This window comes from Candidatus Nomurabacteria bacterium (assembly GCA_020631905.1).
Classification (GTDB): Bacteria; Patescibacteriota; Saccharimonadia; order Saccharimonadales; family VXPC01; genus JACKGQ01.
In genome coordinates, this window is record JACKGQ010000001.1 from 664,630 (window position 1) to 686,080 (window position 21,451).

General features: G+C 45.8%; 24 protein-coding genes and 2 tRNA genes. 11 read left to right on the top strand and 15 right to left on the bottom strand.

Features of this window, described 5'->3' with window-relative positions; all coding sequences use genetic code 11:
• Positions 1-95: 95 nt before the first annotated feature.
• From H6798_03480 to H6798_03505, 6 genes are read right to left on the bottom strand one after another with little or no spacing between them, the layout of a single operon-like run.
• Positions 96-713, bottom strand: a complete 618-nt coding sequence (locus tag H6798_03480; GenBank protein MCB9821571.1) for an ATP-dependent Clp protease proteolytic subunit — start codon at positions 711-713, stop codon at positions 96-98.
• A gap of 48 nt (positions 714-761) precedes the next feature.
• Positions 762-962, bottom strand: a complete 201-nt coding sequence (locus H6798_03485; protein MCB9821572.1) for a hypothetical protein — start codon at positions 960-962, stop codon at positions 762-764.
• Complete coding sequence (gene tig, locus H6798_03490; protein ID MCB9821573.1) at positions 962-2,245, bottom strand: trigger factor; 1,284 nt, start codon at positions 2,243-2,245, stop codon at positions 962-964. Before tig ends, H6798_03485 begins: the two co-directional genes overlap by 1 nt.
• Before the next feature lie 12 nt (positions 2,246-2,257).
• Positions 2,258-2,893 carry a hypothetical protein gene (locus H6798_03495; protein MCB9821574.1) on the bottom strand — a complete coding sequence of 212 codons (636 nt, stop codon included), beginning with the start codon at positions 2,891-2,893 and terminating at the stop codon, positions 2,258-2,260.
• Positions 2,894-2,940: 47 nt separating this feature from the next.
• Positions 2,941-4,248: a histidine--tRNA ligase gene (locus H6798_03500; protein MCB9821575.1), complete on the bottom strand. Its 1,308-nt coding sequence runs from the start codon at positions 4,246-4,248 to the stop codon at positions 2,941-2,943.
• Between the two features lie 2 nt (positions 4,249-4,250).
• Positions 4,251-4,799: a hypothetical protein gene (locus H6798_03505; protein MCB9821576.1), complete on the bottom strand. Its 549-nt coding sequence runs from the start codon at positions 4,797-4,799 to the stop codon at positions 4,251-4,253.
• A gap of 297 nt (positions 4,800-5,096) precedes the next feature.
• On the opposite strand from H6798_03505, the gene H6798_03510 reads away from it, so the two are divergent.
• Positions 5,097-5,789, top strand: a complete 693-nt coding sequence (locus tag H6798_03510; protein ID MCB9821577.1) for a hypothetical protein — start codon at positions 5,097-5,099, stop codon at positions 5,787-5,789.
• Positions 5,790-6,042: 253 nt separating this feature from the next.
• Entirely contained in the window at positions 6,043-6,840 is a 798-nt protein-coding gene (locus tag H6798_03515) for a hypothetical protein (protein MCB9821578.1), read from the top strand.
• 108 nt (positions 6,841-6,948) lie between these two features.
• On the opposite strand, the gene H6798_03520 is transcribed toward H6798_03515, so the two are convergent.
• From H6798_03520 to H6798_03530, 3 genes are all read right to left on the bottom strand, one after another.
• Positions 6,949-7,665, bottom strand: a complete 717-nt coding sequence (locus tag H6798_03520; GenBank protein ID MCB9821579.1) for a hypothetical protein — start codon at positions 7,663-7,665, stop codon at positions 6,949-6,951.
• A 75-nt stretch (positions 7,666-7,740) separates the two neighbouring features.
• A complete protein-coding gene (locus H6798_03525; GenBank protein MCB9821580.1) occupies positions 7,741-8,844 on the bottom strand; it encodes a hypothetical protein in 1,104 nt (367 codons plus the stop codon).
• Between the two features lie 286 nt (positions 8,845-9,130).
• Positions 9,131-9,436: a hypothetical protein gene (locus H6798_03530; protein MCB9821581.1), complete on the bottom strand. Its 306-nt coding sequence runs from the start codon at positions 9,434-9,436 to the stop codon at positions 9,131-9,133.
• Positions 9,437-9,523: 87 nt separating this feature from the next.
• Here H6798_03530 and H6798_03535 point away from each other — a divergent pair, with 87 nt between their 5' ends.
• The 3 genes from H6798_03535 to H6798_03545 all read left to right on the top strand — a co-directional run bounded on the left by H6798_03535 (position 9,524) and on the right by H6798_03545 (position 10,674).
• Positions 9,524-9,958 carry a hypothetical protein gene (locus H6798_03535; GenBank protein MCB9821582.1) on the top strand — a complete coding sequence of 145 codons (435 nt, stop codon included), beginning with the start codon at positions 9,524-9,526 and terminating at the stop codon, positions 9,956-9,958.
• Positions 9,959-10,221: 263 nt separating this feature from the next.
• Positions 10,222-10,306 (top strand) — tRNA-Leu (locus H6798_03540).
• 282 nt (positions 10,307-10,588) lie between these two features.
• Positions 10,589-10,674, top strand: a tRNA-Leu gene (locus H6798_03545).
• Positions 10,675-10,713: 39 nt separating this feature from the next.
• Here H6798_03545 and H6798_03550 read toward each other — a convergent pair.
• Positions 10,714-11,283: a nicotinate-nicotinamide nucleotide adenylyltransferase gene (locus tag H6798_03550; protein MCB9821583.1), complete on the bottom strand. Its 570-nt coding sequence runs from the start codon at positions 11,281-11,283 to the stop codon at positions 10,714-10,716.
• Between the two features lie 85 nt (positions 11,284-11,368).
• On the opposite strand from H6798_03550, the gene H6798_03555 reads away from it, so the two are divergent.
• The gene (locus H6798_03555; GenBank protein ID MCB9821584.1) at positions 11,369-13,276 is read left to right on the top strand and encodes an NAD(+) synthase; all 1,908 of its coding nucleotides are present in this window, start codon (positions 11,369-11,371) and stop codon (positions 13,274-13,276) included.
• A gap of 7 nt (positions 13,277-13,283) precedes the next feature.
• A complete protein-coding gene (locus tag H6798_03560; GenBank protein ID MCB9821585.1) occupies positions 13,284-13,958 on the top strand; it encodes an NUDIX hydrolase in 675 nt (224 codons plus the stop codon).
• Here the strand turns inward: H6798_03560 and H6798_03565 are convergent.
• Positions 13,947-14,921 carry an ADP-ribosylglycohydrolase family protein gene (locus H6798_03565; GenBank protein ID MCB9821586.1) on the bottom strand — a complete coding sequence of 325 codons (975 nt, stop codon included), beginning with the start codon at positions 14,919-14,921 and terminating at the stop codon, positions 13,947-13,949. The genes H6798_03560 and H6798_03565 overlap by 12 nt on opposite strands.
• On the bottom strand, positions 14,918-15,736 hold the full coding sequence (locus H6798_03570) for a histidine phosphatase family protein (protein ID MCB9821587.1): 819 nt from the start codon (positions 15,734-15,736) through the stop codon (positions 14,918-14,920). Before H6798_03570 ends, H6798_03565 begins: the two co-directional genes overlap by 4 nt.
• Positions 15,737-15,847: 111 nt before the next feature.
• On the opposite strand from H6798_03570, the gene H6798_03575 reads away from it, so the two are divergent.
• Genes H6798_03575 through H6798_03590 form a run of 4 tightly spaced genes read left to right on the top strand, consistent with a single transcriptional unit; the run spans position 15,848 to position 19,440 of the window.
• Complete coding sequence (locus H6798_03575) at positions 15,848-16,582, top strand: isochorismatase family protein (protein ID MCB9821588.1); 735 nt, start codon at positions 15,848-15,850, stop codon at positions 16,580-16,582.
• Positions 16,569-17,807, top strand: a complete 1,239-nt coding sequence (pncB, locus tag H6798_03580) for a nicotinate phosphoribosyltransferase (GenBank protein ID MCB9821589.1) — start codon at positions 16,569-16,571, stop codon at positions 17,805-17,807. The genes H6798_03575 and pncB overlap by 14 nt, the downstream gene beginning before the upstream one ends.
• Positions 17,804-18,523: an NUDIX domain-containing protein gene (locus H6798_03585; GenBank protein MCB9821590.1), complete on the top strand. Its 720-nt coding sequence runs from the start codon at positions 17,804-17,806 to the stop codon at positions 18,521-18,523. Before pncB ends, H6798_03585 begins: the two co-directional genes overlap by 4 nt.
• Positions 18,520-19,440: a phosphotransferase gene (locus tag H6798_03590; protein ID MCB9821591.1), complete on the top strand. Its 921-nt coding sequence runs from the start codon at positions 18,520-18,522 to the stop codon at positions 19,438-19,440. Before H6798_03585 ends, H6798_03590 begins: the two co-directional genes overlap by 4 nt.
• A 2-nt stretch (positions 19,441-19,442) precedes the next feature.
• Here the strand turns inward: H6798_03590 and H6798_03595 are convergent, their stop codons facing one another.
• The 3 genes from H6798_03595 to H6798_03605 are packed head-to-tail and all read right to left on the bottom strand — an operon-like array spanning position 19,443 to position 21,449.
• Positions 19,443-20,060, bottom strand: coding sequence for a hypothetical protein (locus H6798_03595; protein ID MCB9821592.1), 618 nt, complete (start codon positions 20,058-20,060; stop codon positions 19,443-19,445).
• Between the two features lie 45 nt (positions 20,061-20,105).
• Entirely contained in the window at positions 20,106-20,639 is a 534-nt protein-coding gene (locus H6798_03600) for an RsmD family RNA methyltransferase (GenBank protein MCB9821593.1), read from the bottom strand.
• Between the two features lie 12 nt (positions 20,640-20,651).
• Positions 20,652-21,449: a hypothetical protein gene (locus H6798_03605; GenBank protein ID MCB9821594.1), complete on the bottom strand. Its 798-nt coding sequence runs from the start codon at positions 21,447-21,449 to the stop codon at positions 20,652-20,654.
• Positions 21,450-21,451 lie beyond the last annotated feature (2 nt).

The following is a 21,451-nucleotide window of genomic DNA, read 5'->3' on the forward strand; positions in this document are numbered from 1 at the left end:
AATTACTCTACTTCTTGGAGTTGAGTTTGATAGATGTCTGAACATTAGTCAAGCAAATACGTTGTGTAATTATCTACGTTCGTCCGAATATGTTTTTAACGGCTTGCGATAACCGTGTCGACGATACCGTATTCTTTGGCTTCGACTGCTGTAAGAAAGCGATCTCGATCCCAATCTTTTTGAATCTGTTTAATCGGTTTACCGGTGTGTTTGCTCATAATTTCGGCAAGTGTATTTTTAATCTTCAGGCCTTCTTCCAGACCGATTTCCATATCGGAGATTTTACCTGTAGCACCACCACTAGGCTGGTGGATCATTACTTTGGCGTTTGGCAAGGCATGGCGCTTGCCTTTGGCTCCCGCGGCCAGTAGCACCGAACCCATGCTCATAGCCATTCCAATACCGTAGGTTTGAACATCTGGTTTGATAAATTGCATGGTGTCATATATAGCCAGTCCGGCATAAACCATTCCGCCAGGACTATTTATATAGAAGTGGATGTCTTTATCTGGATCCTGCTGCTCTAAGAACAGCATTTGCGCCACAATTATGTTTGCCGTATGCATGTTTACCTGATCGCCTAAAAATATAATCCGGTCTTTTAATAGCCGAGAGTAGATATCGTATGCACGCTCAAACCGACCGTCTTGTTCAATTACAGTTGGTATCAACACATTAGAAATAGGTGTTTGCGTAGTAGCTTGTAAATCCATACTATCAGCATATCACAAACTTAGCACTCAGCAAACTAGACTGCTAGATTAGTGTCTGGACTTTGGTTTTCGGGGATATAGCGCAGCTGATCCGAGGAAGCATGGTATGGCAAAAGCTGCTAACACTGGTAAGTGTTCACTTAAGGCACCTACAACCGCAACTACTCCGAGCCCGGTAAATAGACCAGAAACTTGAGCTCTCTCTGAAGGGTCCTCGATTGATCGTAAAAATGATTTTTGCTTAGCCATTATTTATAGATGATTTCTTTTAGTTTTGTTAAAGTCCGATCAGTCAAAAGCCGAGCAGCGATATCGCGTCGAGCAGCTGGCTTGTCGAGTTCGGCTTGCATTTTGGCATCGGCGGCATATTGCTGTTTGTAGTCGGTAATGGCTGCTTCGATATCTGATTCCGAAACCTCGACATTTTCGTTCTTGGCAATCTCGGACAATATGATTCCACCTTTAAGCCGACTAATAGCTTCGTCGCGCAAAGACTGCTTATGGCTTTCGGAACTCAAGCCTTCTTGCTCTAACCATTCCTGATAGTTCTGGCCTCGATAACTTAAGTTTGCCTGGTGATCGTTTACCATTCTTTCAATTTGGTCAGTTATCAAGCCTTCAGGGATTTCAATTTCGGTTTTGTCGGCCAGTTCGCGCATGACTTCGCTTTCCAGCTCGAGCTCGGCCCGATGAATTTTGTCGGCTTTAATCTGTTTTTCGATGTCTTCGAGTAACTGCTTCGCAGTGCTATATGGTCCAATTTTTTTTGCCAGTTCATCGGAAATTTCCGGAACATGTACAGCCTGAACCTTCTTGACTAGACATTTAAAAGACACCTGCTTAGATTGCAATGCCTTAACGCCATAATCTTTAGGGAAAGTTAGTTTAAAGGTTGTCTCTTGACCAGCTTTTGTGCCGATTAGATTGTCTTCGAATCCCGGTATGAAAGTATTACTACCTAAAGCCAGCGGATAGTCCTGACCTTTGGCTCCACTGATTGGATTGCCTTTACTATCGACGCCATCAAAATCTATCCAAACTTGATCGCCTTCTTTTGCTTCGCGCTCCACATCTTCTCGCTCGGCCATATCAAATTGAATTCTTTTGGTAACAGCATCGATGTCGGCTTGGCTAACAGACACAACTGGTTTAGTCTTTTTCACTTTTTTATAATCGGCTAATTTAATCGCTCCGAGCGTTTCGCAGACAACCTCGAGTTCTAGCTCACTAAACGGGACAAACTTGGTAACATTTACACTCGGCGGAACTACTGTTGCGAGTTGCTGACTGTCTAAAGCTTTGCCAACCACAATTGGTACAATTTCGTTCAAAAACTCTTGAGCCAGCAGATTCTGATCGAGTTGTTTGGCTATCGCTGATATTGGCGCTTTACCCTTACGGAATCCATCCACCTTGATTTCTTTACCAAGTCTTTGGATCACCTTATCTTTGGCTAATTCGATATCGGCCTTAGCAACCGAAACAACAAGCGTCTGAGAAGTGCTTGTTTTATTTTTAGACGTAATTTTCATAACCGCCACACTCTAACAGAGTGAACGATAGTAGTCAAAACCATCTAGTTCGATTTCTATCGCAGTCGCCCATGCTCTTAGAGCCTGCTTGCCAACTTTACCTATACCATAGATATCAAATGGTTGGGTTACAAAATCCACAAACGACTGCGGGTTTAAGCCGATCGGTGTTTCTACCAAAGTTCTTGCACCCCTGCTATCTCTGCTAGCCTTAAAAACAGCCGCAAGGTGCAGCGGGCAGCCACACGACCAATCGGCATATTTAGCGCCAGCATGAGTCCCGTAAAAGTTTTGCTCGAGCCCGTTTTCTACCGACCAGGCATGGTTAAAAGTCGCATGGCCAATCAGTGCATTTACTGCATGAGTCAGGATTCGACTCGCCGACGAGGGAATAATAGCACCTCTACCGAGTGTACATAAATATGGCACCAACGAACTCGAGACATAGGCTACAAGCCGGTTGTCTCGGTCATCATGGGCTAGCTCGAAGAATGTCGGATTTAATCCGGATTGGCCAAGCAGCCTAAACCGTGCAGCTCTGGCAACTCCACTAAGCTCAGTTGCAGCTGCCCGCGCTTCGGCAAGCGAGGCACGCCCAAGCGATTCTCCTTCGATTACATATCTTAAAGACTGATGATATTCGGCCATGTAGGCTACAGCATACAGCCCGAGCTATGGATACAAAAGCACTAGTATTAACGATTCTTTATGGAGTCGATTAAATGATCAACGTCATTGCAAATCTCTTCGCCAGTTTGCATATTTTTGAGTTTTAGTTGCCCTGACTCTAGCTCGGCATCACCAATAAACAGAACCCAGTTTATGCCTTTTTTGCTCGCCGCTTCAAGCTGTTTTGCTAGTTTGCGACCGCTAAAATCTATTGCCACATTGACGGCTTGTTCACGCAATTTTTGAGCGATTGGCAAAGCGTGCCGATATGTATCGCCAACCAGTGCAACGTAAACTTGAGTAACAGGCTGAAAAGCAGGTAGCAAATTGTTTCCACTTAAAAACTCTCGCAATGTCACATCACCCATCCCAAAGCCAACTGTCGGAAGTGGTTCGACGCCGAAAGCACCAACTAAGCCATCGTAGCGACCGCCACCAAACATTGAACGCGGATTATCGGGGTTGTTATCAAAGGCTTCAAAAACATTGCCCGTATAGTAGTCAAAGCCACGCATAATACAGACATCAAATAGAGCGTTTGTAACCCCAGCTAACTCGAGCAAGTCCAACAATTCGGCTAATTCTTGGTAGCCGTCGGATTGCTTAAGCTCCTCTGGCAATCCAGCCAACTCTTGGATACTCAGCAGATCCCAAAGCCGTCGATCTAAGCCTTGGCTAAGTTGCTGATCATCAAGGCAATCCCGAATACCAGACAAAAAATCTTCCTCAGTCAACTTGGCTTTTGCATCGATTAATCTAGAGATCTTAGGCAATTGATTGTCTTCGAATCCCAAGAAACCTTTCAGTGCAGAGTCCATGAGCTTGCGGTTATTTAACCGAAATCTAAACATCGAATCGTTGGCACCTAAAGTTCGCAATATATCGCGGACAACTAAAATTAGTTCTTGCTCGGCGGCTACATTTTCGACTCCAAAGATATCAACATTTAGCTGCCAGTGTTCACGTAAGCGCCCTTTTTGCGGGCGTTCGTAACGAAACAGATTGGGTTTGCTCCACCAACGCAGCGGATAGACAAGTTCTTGGCGACGTGCAGCGACCATCCGACTAACCGTCGGTGTCATTTCTGGCCGCAGGGCAACTTGGCGCTCACCCCGATCGCTAAAGCTGTACATCTGATCGTCGACAATCTCTTGATTGGTTTGGTTCTTTAACCGAAACAGTTCGAGTGGCTCGAGTATTGAAGCGTCGTACTCTTCGTACCCATAGCGCTCGGCTACGCTTTGCCAAGCCGCAAATAAATAGTTCTGAATTTGTTTATCTGCTGGGTAGAAGTCACGGACACCTTTGTAGCTTTGGGTAGAAATTTTAGTCATATCTAATCATTCTCCTTATTTATGCGTACTTGTGCAAGTTTAACAGCTTGAGCTACAGCTTGACGAGCACTTTTTACTGCCCTGAATCTATATCTCTTTCTTGCATCTAGATACTTTCCAGACAGATTGGCTGACCATCCTGGAAATTGATCTATTACTACAACTGGGATACCTGCTTGATATGCCACACATATTTCGTTTAACGTACCAGAACCACCAGCTATTGCGATTATCGAATCGCAAGACAAACTCTGTACCATCTCCCGCCCCCCTCCACGTACTAAGCCCGTTGCTATCACTACACTCGCAGACTCAGGTTTAAATATTTCCAAGCCTATATCATATGTGACACCAATGGTTAAACCGTTATTCTTTCTGGCAGATAGCGCTGCCTCCGTGGAAAGCGAAAGCGAATCTTTTTCTGCTCCAAACACTAAAGTACAATTGGTGTATGCAAGGTTTTTACCAATACTTCTTGCTATTTGAATTGATCGTTGGCTGTAGTTAAGATCACTGCAAGACCCTATTACTCCAATTTGCAAATTTCTCATATACATCTCCATTAAATTTTTAATGTTATTTATAAACAAAAAGCCGGGTGCTAGCCCCGGAATGATGAGTTATTCAGATATTAGAAACTACCTACCACTTACGAGGCTAACAACCGGCTGAATATGTAGATGTAGTTTGATCACTATCTTCTTATTATAGCATGCTTTGCCTAGTAATGTCAAGCTTATGCTTGCTCTTTATGGGTTTTGATGGTTAAATCTTGGCAACTTTGGAGGCAAAAGTCTCTGGAGAAGTACATCCTGTCCTAAATCAGACCTAGCTCCCGAGGAGGAGTCATGTTCGATCGTTTTACGCAAGAAGCCAAGAATGCGGTAATTCTGGCGCAAGAAGAAGCCCGCCTGCATGGCCACACTTATCTTGGCACCGAGCATCTGCTACTGGGGATTCTGCACCAGAACAACAGCATGGCCGTTACAGCCCTCGAGTGTCTTGGGCTAACATTGGAGCCTGTCCGCCAGCAAGCGCTCGAGATTCTCGGTGTTGGTAGCACATCCCCAAACGTGCTTCCGTTTACGCCGCGGGCAAGGAAGGTGCTCGAGCTGGCCTACCGTGAGTCGGAACAACTTGGTTCGAATTATATTGGCCCTGAGCACTTGTTGCTCGGCATTCTGCGCGAAGGAGAAGGCATCGCTTGCCAGACGATTGTGGCGCTCGGCGTCGATCTCGAACATGTCGAGCGCACTGTGATGGGTTCGATCGAAGCTGCGGATGCCGACACCAAACTCGTTGACGCTGTAAGTAGAACGGTCTATCAGATGTTCCATCGGCACGTCGCAAAGATTGCCAACGCACCACGACTGGAGGTCGTACCGGTAGTAGTCGTCATCGAGCCAGGTGAGCAGTCGTCGCATAGCGCGACCATCTTGCCGGTTGAACCCGACGTCGAGCAAGTTCTCTTGGCAGCGCTCGAACGCAGTGACAAAGCCTGCATCACGCTCGCCGATCTCCGCATGGTTCTCGGTAATTAACGACTAGACGACAGGATGTAAATCTAGACGCTTCTCGAGGCACCACCAAGCCTTTCGAGACCGTCATAACCCGCTGAGGAAACTCAGCGGGTCTGTCATTTTAGGCAGATCTCTAAGTGCCAAGTAACTTACATCCATTTCATGTCTTTGTTGCAGACTACATATTGTGTTATAGTATAGGTAACTTTGGAGGCAAAAGTCTCTAGAGAAGTACATCCTGTCAAAATAGACACCTAGCTCCCGAGGAGGAGTCATGTTCGAACGTTTTACCGACCGAGCTCGTCGTGCTGTCGTTGACGCTCAAGAAGAGGCACGACTGCTCAACCACTCGTACATCGGCACCGAACACCTGCTGATTGGGCTGACATACAACTCATATGCGGATGAAGGTGGTCTTTCTCAGCAAATCATGGCAGCCCTCGGGGCCGACGTTGAGACACTGAGGGAACAAGCACGCGAAGTATTCGTAAACGACACCCAAGTTAGGGCTGGCTCGCATATCCCGTTTACACCGCGGGCCAAGAAGGTGCTCGAACTGTCGCTCCGCGATGCCCTCCAGCTTGGGCACAACTACATCGGCACCGAACACTTGCTGTTGGCGTTGGCGCGTGAAGGCGGTGGCGGAGCTGCCAAAATCATGGAGAACCTTGGCATCGACTTCAGGTACGGCTTCATCAAACAAGTTGTCATTTACATGTTGAACCAAAAAACCAGCGCTCGGGTGGCGGTTGCTCATGCTGTGAGCGAGAAGATGCAACCAACGCTCACGCCTAGCCAAGCCGCCGAGGTCGACGCAATGGTCGACCGGCTCATGCCCCAGCTCGTCGCTCAGACTGTTGCCGGACAAGAATCAGTGACAAGTGATGGCAAGCTCGCACGTCTGGTGCTGACGACAATCCAAGACAGCCGTCCTGGAATGATTCGAGTCGAGCCGGCAGTGCTGGAACTGGTGTTAAGAGCTGTCGAACTCAACCCGAATACAGCCAGCGTTACGACTGGCCAACTGATGGCGATTCTTCAGTCGCCGGAGGCACCGGGGCTGCAGAAATAGACAGGATGTAAATCTAGACGCTTCTCGAGGCACCACCAAGCCTTTCGAGACCGTCATAACCCGCTGAGGAAACTCAGCGGGTCTGTCATTTCAGGCAGATTTTGTTTGTTAGCTGTGAACGTAGACTAAGCCTAACTCCAGACGGCTCAAGACGGAGGCTGTGACTGCTTGTGTATGATTACGCTCGCTTAATCTACCAAGCCTAGCTAGATAGGCATATTCAAGCGAATAAATGTCTAGCTCGCTCCTAAGTGCCGATTGGGCTACAATTCTTAGCAGTCGAAGGCCGGCACGTAGTGTCGAGTGCGAGTCGTATCTCTCGTTAAAGTACATCAAGTCGGCGATAACTTTAGACACATCGATGTATTCGGGATGTTTTGGCTCGATACGTGTCGAAACCCAGTAATCCTCGACAAGCTGGCGAAGCGTGGTCGTGTCGAAAATCTTAGGGTATGTGCTTGGCATAGCGTCTGTAGCCGACTCATCACTGACCATCTCTGTCTCTACTTCGTCGACTATAGGTGGTGTTGGAAAATTAAGACCAGAATCAAGAATTAGTGCCAAGCCGTTATACACCAAGTCTGGAACAGCTTCTAAAGCGACACGCTCGCGAGCCTCTTCTTGAGCAGCCAGGTTGTTGGCATGGCCTAAAGCCTCGTCGTAGGCCGCAAACTTGCCGACTATTTTACCTAGATGGGTGGCAATGTGTACTCTCGGACTATGTGTTTCGGCGTCACGTAAATCGTTTACTCCCAAAAATGCTTTTTGAATTCTGGCCAGTTCGACCATTGTGTACTCACCTCGAAATGACTGTAGTCTTATCATGCAAAAATTATAGGCATAAATAAAACCGACCACAAGCACAAGGGTTATGGTCGGCTAAAATTCTTTTTTTGTTTATTACATATCGAAATCGCTAATGTCTGGTATCTGATAATCGTCTAGTCCAAAGCCTGACATTAGGTCTATATATAGCTCACTAAATGGTTTAGCATTGCTTGGGGCATCGATATTAACTTGTTTATCTAGGTCGATGTCGAGGGTTAACGTATCTGTGCCTTTGTTGTCGGCAATTTCGACTCGCTTTAGTTTGCTGCCATCTAGGTAGAAATACAAACTGCTATCATCCGAACCATCTTGGTTGGTTAGACTATTTGTATCGAGCTCTTGCCCAGTACAGTCCGACAGAGCCTTGACTACTGGCATATTGGCGACAATATCGTTCAAAAAGGCCTCGGCAGTTGCGTCGTCGGCTGGTTCTAGTTTGTATTTTGGATATTCGGTGCCATTGACATCGCCTTTGCCATCCGCCGTTACAACAAACAGCGGATTTTTATCGTAGGCGTTCTTAAAGGCCTCACGATCGGCTTGAGCTTGGTCGGATGTAAGTAGAGTCGACACGTCGCACTTAGAGGTGTTTTCGCCGAGCAAACTACCAGCTTGATCTAGGTCGATCTGATACCAATTGCCTTCTAGGCCATCAAGACTGATCGACTCACCCAAGAATGATGTAGCTAGTGACGATAAGCCGGAAGCGTCTTCGAGACTAATATATGTTTTACCATCTACTGCTCTAGCTACTGCCTTGATCACGAATCCATCTGCACCAAAGCTTAGGCTCACTTCAGCAGCCGAGGCTTGTAAGTTGAAGTCACCAGTCACGGTCACCGACGTATCGGCAGCTTTTAGGTTAGCAGTGATCTCCATCTGATCGGCATCAACTAGGTCATAAAGGGCTGTCTTGACCTTGTTCTCGGGCTTGTTTGGAACAAGCACCATGTAATAGGCTGCAGCTACGCCACCTAGTAGAAACACCAACACTGTCGCCAAAATAACGAATAATTTTTTCTTGCCACCTTTGCTTGTCGGCTCGACCGGTGCGGGCATAGAAGTCGATGTATCTTCTGTTTTAGGTTGCGCGACATCTGTATGTGGCGATGTATCGCTAGTTGCTTGATTTGTATCTGGAGCCGTAGTTTGCGGCTCTGGTGTATTTGGATCCATATTCCCCTCACTATTTATACCTTAAATATATCATAAGCTCTTTTTAGCAAAATGCCTATAGCTTGTTATAATGCTGTTACAGATATTGACACTTCGTCACCGTTGTGTCATTATATATGTTGTTTTTTACCAAATTATCGGTCGAAAAACAGCACATTGACAGCGTACGAATAATTCTTACTTCTTGCTAAGTATGCCCACGAACAACCCTGTTCATGTGCAGATCGGCAAGATCTAAGAAAGGAATGCCGACATGACTCACCAAAAGAATTCTGAATCCCGCGCACTATACGCGCTCATGGTGGTCCTCTTGGTCTGCGTACTCATCTTGGGGCTTATTTCCGCCTTCGGCAGTCCTTGGAGTCAAGCTCAGCCAGCTGACGACTATACGTCGTCCGAGTTGTACTCGTTGCAGGTTCAGCAGATCGCCGATCTCAAACAGCAGGTCGAAGACATGCAGCAGCAGATCTCCGAACTCCAGACCGAGCTCGATAGTACGGCGGTGGGCGTCTTCGACACGCCACCCAGTGACACAGTGGTCACCGCAACCACTATCGACCTCGACGCGGCTTCGCGCGAGGCATGCATCCACTACCGTGATGATCCGTTCTTTTTGGCCGACTTTTCCGAGGGCTTCGTCTTCGGAGGCGCCGAGTGCACCCCTGGCCACTTCTGGGGCGTGCTTTGGCCGGCCAACGACACCTATGTCATCACCACGCCCGAAGGGCTTAACTTCGACGATGGGTTTGCCAGTGTCGGGTTCGACGACAACTGGTACGGCATACCCGCCAGCCTGCGTCATCCGGCCTATGCAGACGCACTAACCCTGGAAGAGCTGACTCAGCTCCCACCAGGGACAATCATCTGCCGACGGACTGGCAACAACCCCGAACATGCCACAGAGCATGTCTTCTTCGAGGCAAGTCTAGTGGTCTACGAATACGACGGGTCACTTTATCCTCGCTGGACAGACAGTCAGGGTATGGCCTCGAGCTTGAGCTCGTGGAGCCTCGAAGATGACGGGGTGATCCCATACAGCAACTACACCGATACCGAATGGTACGGCGGCTGGAGTGGGACTCGTCTGACACTGGGAAGGTGTAACGCGGTGTAACCAATCAGAGACGAAGCATTCGTACGCTGTCGTCTCACCAGAGTTATCGACATATCGATACTTCTGGTGAGATTTACTTGAACAAGCAAACTAAAAAAGCTAAAATGCCCTAGCACTTTTTTAGTCTACTCCCCAATTTTTCAAACCATTAAATTTCTAATTTATGTTTGCAAAATTGAAAGGAATGGTTATGGTCTGCCAAGCCTTGGATTTTGCTACTTGATTGCAAAATCCAGCGCTTGGCAGTCGCCATAGACCATGACGCGGATGTGGTGGAATTGGTAGACACGCTAGCCTTAGGAGCTAGTGCCGCAAGGCGTGAAGGTTCAAGTCCTTTCATCCGCACCAAACTTATGACCGGCTATATGCCGGTTTTAAGTTTGATTAGGGTTAAAGATTTGATGAAAACCCTAAGCCGCGAAGGTTAGAAATGCCTGTGGGATTTCGCAAGAGAACCTTTCAGGTTCAAACTTGTTTGATGCATGAAAGTTCTGGGCCCGCAGAATGTGGGCAAGTCCTTTCATCATCATCAACTTGAACACCAGTTGATAAAACTTGATATTGATTTGGCTTTAGTCAAAAAAAATCTAAAGTTCACAATATGTCACACCGGTAGTATATTTAGAGAATGCGGATGTGGCGAAATGGCAGACGCGCTAGCTTCAGGTGCTAGTGTACGCAAGTACGTGGAGGTTCAAGTCCTCTCATCCGCACCAAAATATATTCGATCTAAGACAAGCTTATATCTTATTATCTCAACTAGAAGAGCCGAGATTCATCACAGCCTCTGGTACTAAGTGAGCAATTGGTTGACCATCTATCATACGTTGTCGAACTTCTGTTGAACTAACCTTTATGTTACCAATGTCTATCGTGTGAAGTAGTTTTTTTGGGCGATTTAAGCACTTATAACCAACCCGGTTAACTAAGATAAAACTTAGATGATTTAGCAACCACCTACCATGTCGCCAGTCTAGAATCGTGTTTAGACTGTCTGTCCCAAACACCCAAATAAAATTAATATCAGGATATTCCTTCTTTAACTCTAGAGCAGTGTCGTAGGTTTCTGTAGGCTTAACGCGGTATAATTCGTCAGTTTTTATCACTATCTTGACGGATGTACTGACTGACGCGGCTAATGCTCTAGCCAGATCAAGCCGCTGTTGAATATTGGCAGTTATTTGTTTATCTTTCCGGTTGCCACTTAACATTAACCATATTTCTGCTTGTATGTGCTCAGCGTAGCCTGCTAACTGCTGTAAGACTGCTTGGTGCGCAATGGTCGGAGGATTAAATGCTCCTCCATAGATAATGATGTTTTTCATAATAATGTGCTTTCTTGTTATTGTATGCTTGACACTATATAGTAACTAAAATATAATGTCAATATGACACTAAGTAAGGATTATCATGAAAAAATATCTACCCAGCAATAGTTATATTCGCGTTGCCGCTGCCACACCTGTAGTTGGTCTAGCCGACGTCGAAACAAATGTAAAAAATATTTTAGAGCTTTATGAACTTGCTGCCACACAAGAAGTGTCGATAGTTACCTTCCCCGAGATGTCCCTAACTGGCTATACAATCGGTGATTTGGTTTCACAAACTCAGTTACTAGAAGACGCCCTAAATGGCTTAAAGCAACTAATGCAGTTTACTAAGGGCTCAAATACTGCGATAGTTGTCGGTTTGCCAATAATGATTGGCAATGCTCTGTACAATGCGGCAGCTGTACTTGCACGTGGTAACTTGACAGGTATCGTACCAAAGGTCAACTTACCGACATACAAGGAGTTTTACGATAAACGGTGGTACCAAGCTGGCCCTATCACAGCTTCGGAAATCCAGTTATTTGGAGAGACGGTACGCTTTGGTGCCGATCAGCTATTTGAGCTTGATGGCGTAAAATTTGGTATCGAAATCTGTGAAGATGTTTGGGTGCCCGAACAACGCTCGATTAGTTTAGTAGCAGGAGGTGCTGATTTGATTCTTAATCCGTCGGCCTCACCAGAGCTAGTTACGAAAGCCGATTATCGACAAACGTTAATCGCCAATACGTCTGGGAGGTTATCTGCCGGCTACATTTACGCTGGAGCCGATCAAAGTGAATCGACCATGGACATCGTGATGAGTGGCCATGCGATGATTTTTGACCAAGCTAGACTCCTAGCCGAAAGACAGCCATTTTCACAGAATCAACACAGACTAATCTGCGCCGATATAGATATTGATCATATTCGGCACGAACGACGCTTAAATACCAACTACCCCGATCGTTTACTACCGATAACAAAACTGCCGCTCAAACGATTTCAGACTAATTACATCCAGGATATCGCGCAGCATGTATTTGTTCCGAACGGAGATCAGAAAGAAGTCGACAAGCGCCTAGAAGAAGTTTTTACGATTCAAGCCATAGGCCTAGAGCAGCGGATTATCCCTAGTGGAGTCGAGAGAGTTGTTTTGGGTCTTTCTGGTGGTTTAGATTCAACGCTTGCACTGCTAGTCGCGATTAGAACTGCAAGATTGCTAAAAAAGAAGCCCCAGGATTTTATTTGCTGTATCGGCATGCCAGGACTAGCTAGTTCTAAGCGGACTCAAGATAATGCCAAGATGCTTGCCGAGGCACTACAAACAGACTTTAAAAGAATCCCAATCGATAAGTTAGCCAAAGATCAGCTCCACGCGATTGGGCACAACCTGACCAGCCAGGATATTACTTATGAAAACACTCAGGCTCGTATGCGCACTAGCACCTTGTTTAACTATGCCAACCAGTCGAAAGGGCTAGTACTTGGAACTGGTGACTTGAGCGAAATTGCCCTTGGCTGGAGTACCTTTAATGGCGATCATATGTCCGGCTACAATGTTAATGCTTCGATCCCAAAGACTTTAGTACGTTCATTGGTCGAGTATGCAAGTCGAGCAGTGATTGCCGACAATCCAGACGCACAAAGCATCTTGCAAGACATATTAGCCACTCCGATCTCACCCGAACTCACAAAATCTAGTAAAGATCTTGGCCAGAAAACTGAAGAGATTGTTGGTCCGTATGAACTACACGACTTTTTCTTGTACTACTTTGTACGCTGGGGTGACTCGGTACAAAAGATTTACTTCTTAGCCTGCATGGCCTTCGAGGGGAAATATACACCAAGCGAGATTAAAAAGTGGCTTGAGATGTTCTTGAACAGATTCTATAAGAACCAGTGGAAACGCTCGGTTATGCCCGATGGGCCAAAAGTTGGCTCAGTAAGTTTAAGTCCTCGTGGCGATTGGCGAATGCCTTCTGATATAAATTTAAGCTTCATGTTATAGTTTAAACATGTTTAAAGGACCATACATACCTCCGACTGTGACTGTTGATTGTGTAGTATTCCAGATTATCGACAGACAGCTCTATGTCGCACTCGTGCAACGTAGCCAGCAGCCATTTGATGGCAAATGGGCTCTTCCAGGCGGGTACAACCCTGCTGGCGAAACAACCCTGCAGGCGGTGACACGGATAGTCAAAACAAAAACAGGCATTGATATTAAACACCATGCCAAATACATCGAACAACTGTATACCTTCGATTCGGTTGCCCGCGATCCACGTGGTCATGCGGTTGCAATAAGCTATATGGCCTGTGGGTTAGACATTATCCCGCATGGTGGCACTGAGCCGATCCAATTCTTTGCAATTGATAGCTTACCGGAACTAGCCTTTGACCATCATCAGATTATTCAGTATGCTCACTCTCGCTTAAGTGCAAAGTTGAGCTATACAAATGTTGTTTATTCGTTGCTACCAGAAAAGTTTACGCTAACAAACTTACAAACCGCCTACGAAGCAGTTTTCGAAAGACCTTTAGATAAACGAAATTTCCGAAAAAAATTCATGCAACTAGATATGATCGAAGAAACCGGCGAACTTTACCGCGAAGGCGCACACCGGCCAGCAATGCTTTACCGCTTTAAACAAAAGACCTTACAAACCCTTGTAAGGTCATTCGATTAAATTATTTATGGCTCCGCAGAACTGAGCGCTCAGACTCTTTAAAGACTCATAATCCTGGAGTTTGTTTACGTCTCTCGGTAATATCAAGTTTTCTGGGTTGGCTAGGCACCACATACTACCGGCAATTGCCGCCGTGCTATCACAGTCACCACCTTGAGCAACTACTAGTTGCAATAGCTCGAGTAGTTCGGCCTTCTGGTTGGCTTCTAGGCAAGCATAAGCTAACGACTGAACGGACTGGCTACTAAATGCCTCTTTGGTTGAATCGTAAATCTGATCCGCTAACAGTTCTCGGTTACTCGTAGCTATCCGACTTAGCTTGTCGCTGAGTACCGAAGGCGCACTATATTTCGTTTCGTACAACTTCGCTTGCTCAAGGGCAAAACTCATCAAATTTCTGGCACTAGACTTGATTACATATTTTAGACATTGAAAGTGAACTAACGCGCTAACAACCGCGAGCTCGGAGTTGTGCGTTAGACGTGTAGATACCTCGACAAAATCTTCACCGCCACCCGGCAGACCGATGTCAAAATAGCTATAGAGCGCTAAAGGCGCCAATCGCATCAATGGCCCGCAACCATTTGAGTCTGGATTACCATTATTAATAATCTGCTCTAGACTCGATTTAGATTTTATACGTATTAAGGCACTCTTTGTGCCCTTGCCCCAACCACGATCAGAACGACTCATCTCTAATTGTAATTCGTCGATCAAACCCCAGATATCATATGGTTTTTTCAGTAAACTTTTAACCATCGCAACAGTGTGTTGCGTATCGTCGCTAACGGTTCCAACTGGATATCCCTTAAAGTCTGCGAAATCACTATATCTATCTGGCAAAATTAAATGCCTACTTGGGCCACCAAGATTCACGATTTCGGCGTAAGTTCGCGTTTCATATGGTAAGCCATAAGCATCACCGTATGCAGTCGCAACCACTAAGTTTATGAACTTGTTCATTCTTCCTTTCTAGTATGCGGTGGGGTAAGTTGAAGCCTACGCTTTAGTTGAGCACCACTTAAGACTCTTTTTTCGATAATTGGCTGCCATTTACCTCCATGTGGTGAATTGCTCTCATCATAAGGATAGATCATTCTCATCCAGCCGATGTGTTTGGCAATATCTTTAGGATCATCAGGATTTACTCGTGAATAATGGATGATAGTGCAATTTTTCATATCTTGTTGCCGATCAATCTCAACCGCTTCTTCTGGCATTAACCGTTCTAATACATAGCGTATAACCATCATAAGTTCACCGTGGCACACCGCTATGACATCTTTTCCGGCAAGATCACGGTGAAAAGTGCCGATAATGTCTCGCACACGCATTTGGACTGTAGACAGACTCTCACCTCCATTTAGACTGGTGTAAAAGTAGTTGGATTCCTGAGCAGCTATCGTATAAGGAAATTTGCGCTTGCGCTCTTCTTCTGGCGTCGCTCCAAATTCCCCCCAATCACGTTCTCGAAAACGGTCATCAACATGCCACATTGTGTGTTCGTCTCCAACATAATATGCAGTCTCGATAGCCCGCTGATATGTCGAAACATAAGCTCGATCGAACTTATCTGGAGTTTTGAGATTGTCTTTTAACCACTTGCCGGCAGACTTTGCCTGGCTTATACCTAAATCTGTTAACCTGTGTTGCCAATCATGGTTCGCATATACCACATCGTGGGCTTCGTGTAGCTTCCCTGATCTTTCAGCTTTATGAATCAGATTTATTTCTGATTGACCGTGGCGGATCAGGACAATGTTTAATGGCATGCTCATCGATATACTCCATTTAATATAATTTTATTATAATTTAGTGTTGACACTACACTAAGTATGATATATCATGTTAATGTAATTGTCAATGTTACACTAATTAAGGAGAATGCCATGAATAAATTATCAACGAAAGCACTAGGTATAGTCGACGCTCAACGAGGTTTTATGCCGGTAACTGAAGGTGACCGGCTGGGTCTTGCAGGTTTTGGTGAGTTACCTGTCGACGAAGGTGAACTGATTGTCCCTGCCCTAAACCGGATACTGATTAGCCGTTTTCGACCAGACTTTATATTTACTACCCAAGATTGGCATCCAGATGGCACTGCTCACATCTCTGAAGAACCTAACTATGACACCACCTGGCCAACTCATTGTATGGCAAACACCCCAGGTGCTAAGTTGCATCCACTACTCGAGTTGCCAGATGATATCGTCATTTACAAGAAAGGAATGGAGAAACTACTCCAAGGAGTCGATGACACAAGCTATTCTGGCTATAACTCGTTTACTCTACAGCGGGAGTTTGATCCGAGGGGCGGTTGGGATCTCAACTTTAGACAGCTACATGAGTCCGAGGCCTGGTTAAGATTTTTGGCAGGTGAACGCCCTGAAACTAGAACAGTGTATCTTGGTGGTCTGGCTCTAGACTATTGCGTACAGGCTACAGGAATAGACTTTAAGATCAAACTAGGTGTTGATGTCGCAATCCTAACCGATGCAACACGCCCGGTAGATAAACAAGCTGGAGAAAAAGCATTACGCGAAATGGCTGCACTCGGGATCCGTATAATTACAGTAGACCAAGCTTTAGCCGAATTAGAGGAGGCTTACCGTGCAAGCAACTAGACCAAATAGGATTAGTCAAGGACTAGACTACTATAAACCAACCATGAGCCAGCTAGCATATATAAAACATCCGGATGCCGAGGTAACTTTCGAACTTAAGAATCGCGGGGCAAACCGATTGTTGGACTACGTGCCAATTACCGATCTGGCAGCTCGACTGGCTATATACCAATCAGGCTTTACTCAAGCAGAAGTAGATTTCTTAGCTACACATGAGCGCCGCGATGGTCAACCATTATTTAGGCCGGGATTTCTGGAATACTTACTCGCGAACGACCTCCCGCCGGTTGATATCCATACTGCAGGTGACCGAGATGATCTGCAAATCACCGCTACCGGTAGTTGGCCTATGGTAACTTTTTGGGAAACAGTCGTCATGAGTGAACTCAACGAACTTTATTTCGAGAACTATGTTAAAGCCAACGGGCTAGATATCGATCAACTTTACGCCGAAGGCGATCGTCGACTCTCGGAAAAGATAGAAATCCTTAAGCATCGACCAGATATCAAAATTGCCGAGTTCGGGACGCGTCGACGCTTTAGTTATGCTTGGCAGAAACACGTCTTAGAGAGGCTAGTTCGAGAGTGTCCAGACAATCTGATCGGCACCTCGAACCTTGCGCTTGCCGAAGAATTTAATCTGATGCCGATCGGCACCTTCGCTCATGAACTTCCGATGGTTTATGCAGCCTACGAAGATATGGCTGGCGATAACCCACTCGACGGACAAGCAAAAGTTCTGAAAGATTGGCGCGAACTCTACGACAACAACCTATCAACTGCTCTAACCGACACCTTTGGCAGCGATCTGTTCTTTGCCGAATTCGATCGAGACCTAGCCTTAGTATGGCAAGGCTTGCGCCACGACTCTGGCGATCCATTCAAGTTTGGTGAGCAAGCAATTGCTCTGTACCAAGGCTACGGTATAGACCCTCGCGAAAAAACTATCGTCTTTAGTGATGGGTTAGACATTGACATGATTGTTCGCCTCGCCGATCATTTCAAAGACCGCATCAAGGTGGTCTTTGGCTGGGGAACCGATCTAACCAACGATCTTGGCCTACCCGCCAATAATATCGTAATGAAAGCAGTTCGCTTGTTCTGGGCAGGGACAGTAAAGCTCAGTGATGCACTCGGCAAGCACACGGGTTTTGCTGCAGACGTGGCACGATATCAGCGCTTAAAACAAACCATATTGCACCAATTGGAGGTAGTAACCGTATGACCAACTTAGAAAAACGCGAAGCTGTCAAAGCTTTCAGTCTGGCTAATATACCCATCAGTCTCGCCAATCATGACCCATATGCCCGAATTCAACGATATCATGGCCTGCCTGGTGAAGATATCCTAGACCCATGCTACTTTGCTGGTCAGCACTGCGAACTACCAACAGACATTAGCTCACAACTTGCAGATTACGATTACAAGTTTGGATACGACCTAGCAGGAAGACCGCTACACCCATGGATCAACGAACTGATAAAAGTCTCGGGAGTCGTAACTGGTACCGGTGAATACTGGCTATGGGGGCCTAATGAAACTGTCGATCCAGTTATCATCACGTGCGAACCCGAGCCGAAATTACTTCTAATAATGCGGAGATCTGGTCGTTGGGCTCTCCCTGGTGGTTTTCGTGAAGGGATGGAGGTAGTCGATGGCTGCGTTAAGGAGACAGCTGAGGAGACGAACCTGATATTAACACAAACCGAAATAGACACTGCGCAGACGATATATGATGGAATTGTGGCTGATGGTCGAGTCACGGCAAACGCCTGGGCACACACCCATGCGATGCTGTTTAGACCAGAGGCAGCCAGACCGGTTGTTGGCGGTGATGATGCGATTGATGCTAGGTGGTTCTCGACAGATGAGTGGCAAAAAATACTAGGCGGATCGCACCGAAAGATAGTAGAATTTGCCTTCGAAGACCTAAATACATGATAAATAAACTCCAGAAACCTCATACAGACTATTTGCTGAGTCTGACGACTCCAGACAAGATCAAGCCGGCCGAAGGCGGGCATATGGCTTACTATCGTCTAATTGCACAGTTAGATGAGCAAAAATCACTGTTTGCCAAAGCATATCATCCAAACCTACTAACAGATCCACACCGCCAGAGCGAAATGCTCGAATTCTTAGCCAAAGAAGCTAGTATTTACGAACATTTACACAAACATGGGTTTAGCCATACAGTTGGCAGCTTTGAATATATTGATGGCATGCTACTACTAGAGGGTTTAACGGCCGCAAGCGGTTGGCACTGGCGCGCGCCTAGAGACAATTTAAATAAATATATTGCCGATGCAGAACAAGCCTTCACAAAACTTGAACAAATTTCCCCACCATCGTTGCAAATATTAAACGAGAATGTCTTAGGTTACATGTTTGAGCACGGGTGGAATAAGATCCACCCAGGTTCAGTAACAGATATAATTACGGCTCAACTCAAGCGATGGGAGGAACTGCTACACCCAGATTTCATGATTCTAGCTAGAAGTTTGGGGAGTCAACTTGAAAACCTTAGATTAAATTCTGCACCGGTTGGAACAGTTCTAAACCACCATGACGCCCGCCAAGCAAATTTAGCTTGGCACCCTGAGCGTGGCACTCGGGTTGTTGACTGGTCTTGGGCTCATCTAGGCCTAAATGGTGCCGATATGACCATGCTCCTGATCGACCTACACAAGTCAGGCTATGATATAAACAAATATAAAACTAAGTTGAATAAAACATACGCCCGGCTGTTGATTGGTTATTGGCTGAAGCACTCAACCGATCCTCACCCTGAAGCTAGTGAAATAGTACGTATGCACCAATTTATTAGTGCCATCACTGCTGCCGAACTATTATTATAAGTTTAAGAATTCAAAATATCAGCTGCAAACGATTGTGCAGCTTGGCCAATCACACAAATCCGATCTAACTCTCGGAGTGCATGACTTTCTTCAGCCTCTTCACCACTATTTCGGAGAGCTCGCGCTGCCAAAACTACATCGTTTAGTCTACTCGGCAAGACGTCTCGAAAACGTGCTTGCTTAATCGGTAACCTGTCGCCATACAATCCCTTTGGCATCCGAAATAAATATTTTGGGGTCCTCGAATTTGGTTTATGCACCATATACTGAGATCCTCCGATGTCGGCCGGTACTTTATGCGGTTCCACAAACCATTCCGTGATATATGCCAAGTCTTCATAGGCTCGACCTAAAACAGCTGCCGGAAGCAAATCGCATCCCGTAACCTCACATAACGCCGTTGAAGTTATTGGACCTAGCCTGTACCAATCAGTTGAACCATCATACTTACCGCAAAATTCTCCATCTATCCTAGCTTCGTGCCGTTTTAGGACCGCAACTAGTAAGCTGACACCAGAAAATAGTGTGTCTGCTTGAGCTAAATCATCTCGAATTAGCTCAATTGACTTTTTAGGGGTAGCCTCGACTATGCTTGGACCGATATCTTTGCTTAATGCCATGATTAGAATTGTATTACCCTCTAGATTTTATGCAAAGCTTGAGAGTTATGGTTTCTTGTAAATGCTGATGTTAGCGTTGGCGTATTGTTTATGGCTTAAAAGTTGCCAGCCCTGTTCGTTAAAGTTTGGGCGATAAAATGCACCGTGACTAATCACCAGCAAGCCTTCAGACTTGACAGCTGTCGCTAGCTCCTCGATATGCTTGGGGTTAAGGTCGTAATATGGTGGATCGGCAAAAACGATGTCATAACTCAGATCTTGATTATTCTTGACCCAAGTGCTGCAGTTCGCCCGGCTAGCGTGCACTTCTTTTTCGAGTCCGAGCAACAGGATATTTTCGGTTAAAGTTATGTAGGCTTTTTTGTCGATATCTAGAGCCGTCGCACTGCTCGCCCCACGACTAATGGCTTCGAAACTTAATGCACCACTGCCCGCGTAGGCGTCTAAGACTGTCATGCCAGTTAAATCACCCAGAGCGTTAAAGATCGCACCACGTGGTTTTTCACCCATCGGGTGGGTTCTTTTACCGGGAGGTGCTTTGAAAATTCTACTTTTTAGTTTGCCGCCGATTATTCTCATAACCAAATCGTATCATGTTTGTTGAGCTTCGAGAGCAGCCGAATGCCAAGCCAAGGTAATTGTGCGCGATATTAGTGGAGCCATAACCCTACGGACATCCTTTGCAAGACTAGGCGTCCACCCACGCTTGTAAAATCGATCATACATATCTAAAAGAGCGATTTCACGGGCAGTTCGTTTAAAAAATTCTTCTATACCTAAATGTTTAACAGTTTTAATGTCGTACTCAGTTGGCATGGCGTTATGCATTTTGAGAGGTTTGATGATTGCCGTAACTCCCCACTCAAACCACCAATGGGTCGTAAACAAGCCTTTTGGTCCCCAGAAATGCCAGTTTTTCTTAACTGTCTGGAATGTATTTTCACCTTTTATGATATTTTTGGCGGCTATGCTATTGCGAGTCGAGTTATCTTCTCCACGTAGCTTTTCTAATTCTTCTTCGTAGGGAAAGTGATGCGCAGGTGTTAATCCGTCGGTCAGAACATGGGCCAACCACGCTGCCTCGTAAGAAGCTTTTTCTGTATCTTGTTTCTTTAGTGACGCAACCAACTTTGAATAATGATCATTTAAATACTCTAATAACTCAGTATAAGTAGGGTCAAAAGGGTCATAAAAGTGGTAAGGTTCATCGTGTCCAGGGCTTTTGGCCTTGATACCATCTGGTCCATTCTTTCCTTCAAAACGGAGGATCTGCTTAAGGCTCGGGAAACTAATATTTCGTAACTCTAATAGCTCCCGAAGATGCCTATGAGCAACTCGATTAAACTTCTGATGGGCGCCAATGAAATCACCCGACTTATTTGTCAGCATCC